A 2,523-nucleotide genomic window follows, 5' to 3' on the forward strand; every position below is an offset into this window, starting at 1 on the left:
TAATTCAGTCGCCTCCTGGGGAAGCTCCGAATAATCCTTATTGGTATTATGCCATGATTCCTCTGGGAGCACTAACCATCACCTTTTTGTTTGATCATGTTATTAAATTTGATGTTTTTGATATTTTCAAAAAAAAATAAGTTGACTGGAGTGTTATTGAATGAATAAATTTAAAATTACAAAATCAGTCTTTGCTGGAGTTTTAATTTCTACTTCTATTATGTTACCAGTTTCAGCTCAAACCCAAGAAAATGAAACTTCTTCCTTGCTAATATCTGAAATGGGACAAACTGATTTAGCTAGCTTAGTAAAAAGTCAAACTGAAGACTCTATCACCTTTACAGATAATTCTACATTGATTCAGTATGATGATTATTACATTGCTAAAGATGCAGAAGGACAAGAATTTAAAATCACAAAAGTTGATGAAAATACAGTAGAGTATGAAAACTTGAAAACTGGTGAAGTGGACTATGTATATAAGGATTCAGAATCAGTTAGTGAAGATTTAGGTTTTTCAGCCAAAGCTGAAATTGCATCAAACGGATTTGAATATCAGGGAGCAACTCAACATTCGACTGAAATTCAATATGCTACAGTTGCCCTTATAGCAGGAGCACTTGCGATGTGGATACCTGGTCCTGTAGGGAAAGTAGTAGGAGCAATTACACTTGCAGCCGGTTACTATAAATCAGTTGGCGCTCCAAGAGCATACTGGATTGAAAAAACTTATACCAAAACAGAACAAGTAAGTGATTTTATGGTACATTATATAACAAGAAAAGATTACCATTATTATAAATATCACGATTATACTTCTTTCCTTCATACAGTATCGACATCAAAAACATGTATGCCTTATGGTTGTGGAGCTCCTATAGTTTTGAACTAAAATAGTATTATTTAATAGTATTACAGATTCACTAAAAAGAAATCCTTTATTAGTTCTCATCACTACATGTCTTTGACAACTTTCCACTTTTTTCAAGAAAGGATTTGAAGTTTTAAAGTATCTAAAAGTAGAGGGACTACCTCTTACAATTTAGCAGTTTAGCCCTATGCTTATTTATCAAATCGAGTCTAGAACATTTTGTGATGAAAAGCCAATTCATTTCTAAAAAAGCCTGCTACAGGATGTAAAGTGCACCCTTTAAAATAGACATTAGAAAACCCCTTGGGTAAACTAATAACTATTTGGGGTGCATTTTTTATGGCAGAAAAAGGACAGAAGTTCAAAACGTATCCGTTGGAACTCAAAAAGAAGCCATTCGGCTGCATATCGAGGAGAAATGGACGTATCGTCAGATTACGGATCACTTTCATATTCAAGATACGGACCGTGTAAAGAAATGGATGCAGCAGTATCGGAAGTTGGGTGAGTTTGGCCTGCTGGACCAACGAGAAAAACGAAACGAATACGTCGATTCAGGGCGGCAGCTTCAAGCCTTGAAACGGGAGAATGAACTGTTAAAAAAGTGCTTACCCATCTGGAGGGAGGGAAAACAAAAGCGCGATATGCGCTCATCCAGCAAGTGAACGAAAAGGGACAAATCGGAAGGCTTTGCCAGTGGTTTGGCGTCTCCAAAAGCGGTTATTACGCGTGGTTGAGTCGGCAGGAAATCTACAAAGACAGCGTAGATAAACGGCTGATGAGTAAGGTTTACAAGAAATACAACGGCGTTTACGGCTATCGCCAGCTTCAGCTTTTTCTCTGGCAAGACCAGGGGGTCTGGATGAATCATAAGAAAGTCCTTCGGCTCATGCAGACGCTGGGTCTCCGATCGCAAGTACGTCGAAAGCCTCGTTACACGTATACAGCGGACGCCGCTGGGCTCGTGGCGGAAAACATACTGAAGCAAAACTTCAAGGCCAACAAACCCAACGAGAAATGGGTGACCGACCTCACGCAGTACCGGATTGGGGAAAGATGGCTCTATCTCTCCGCCGACAAAGAACTGGTGCAGCGTACGTTTAAGAAAGCTTTTCGCAAACGAAAAGACGTGACGGGCGTGGTCATTCACAGTGACCGTGGAGCCCCGTACACGTCTCATCTTTACCACAACATGCTGCCCAAGGTTGGCGCCCAAATCAGTATGTCTCGCGGAAGCAATTGTTATAACAATGCCTCCATCGAGAGTTTCTTCTCGCATCTCAAAACGGAAGGGCTCTATCCGAAGTTTGGACAAGGCGTAAAGACGGATCGAGAAGTACATCCGCTTTTACAACACCAAACGACCGCAACGAAAATTAAAAAAACTGACGCCGGTAGAATACCGACGCCAGTTCGCTTCTTATGGTGTTTTTTGACTGTCCATAAAATCGGGGATTGACCAGATTCTTCTTAGTGGGCTTTTCTTTTCTTTTAGACTTAAAAAATACAATTAATGGGTTTAGCCGAAACAACATTGAAAAATTAAATATCTAAACTTAATGGGAAAATGATTTGAAAATTAAAAGACTATTCAGGGTGGGAATGACTTCATCTAACGTTCCTGTATTCACGACTCGACGCATGTCGAGTGT

The 2,523-nt window shown here is 39.9% G+C and carries 3 protein-coding genes; all 3 read left to right on the forward strand.

The window, feature by feature from the left end; all coding sequences use genetic code 11:
- Positions 1-160 precede the first annotated feature (160 nt).
- The 3 genes from WKI47_RS20090 to WKI47_RS20095 all read left to right on the forward strand — a co-directional run bounded on the left by WKI47_RS20090 (position 161) and on the right by WKI47_RS20095 (position 2,330).
- Positions 161-892: an adenosine deaminase gene (locus WKI47_RS20090; RefSeq protein ID WP_340228965.1), complete on the forward strand. Its 732-nt coding sequence runs from the start codon at positions 161-163 to the stop codon at positions 890-892.
- 302 nt (positions 893-1,194) lie between these two features.
- Entirely contained in the window at positions 1,195-1,536 is a 342-nt protein-coding gene (locus WKI47_RS26230) for a helix-turn-helix domain-containing protein (protein WP_425355493.1), read from the forward strand.
- Positions 1,476-2,330: an IS3 family transposase gene (locus WKI47_RS20095; protein WP_340228966.1), complete on the forward strand. Its 855-nt coding sequence runs from the start codon at positions 1,476-1,478 to the stop codon at positions 2,328-2,330. The genes WKI47_RS26230 and WKI47_RS20095 overlap by 61 nt, the downstream gene beginning before the upstream one ends.
- The last annotated feature ends 193 nt before the right edge of the window (positions 2,331-2,523 follow it).

The sequence above is a fragment of the Saccharibacillus sacchari genome (genome assembly GCF_037722395.1).
Lineage (GTDB): Bacteria > Bacillota > Bacilli > Paenibacillales > Paenibacillaceae > Saccharibacillus > Saccharibacillus sacchari_A.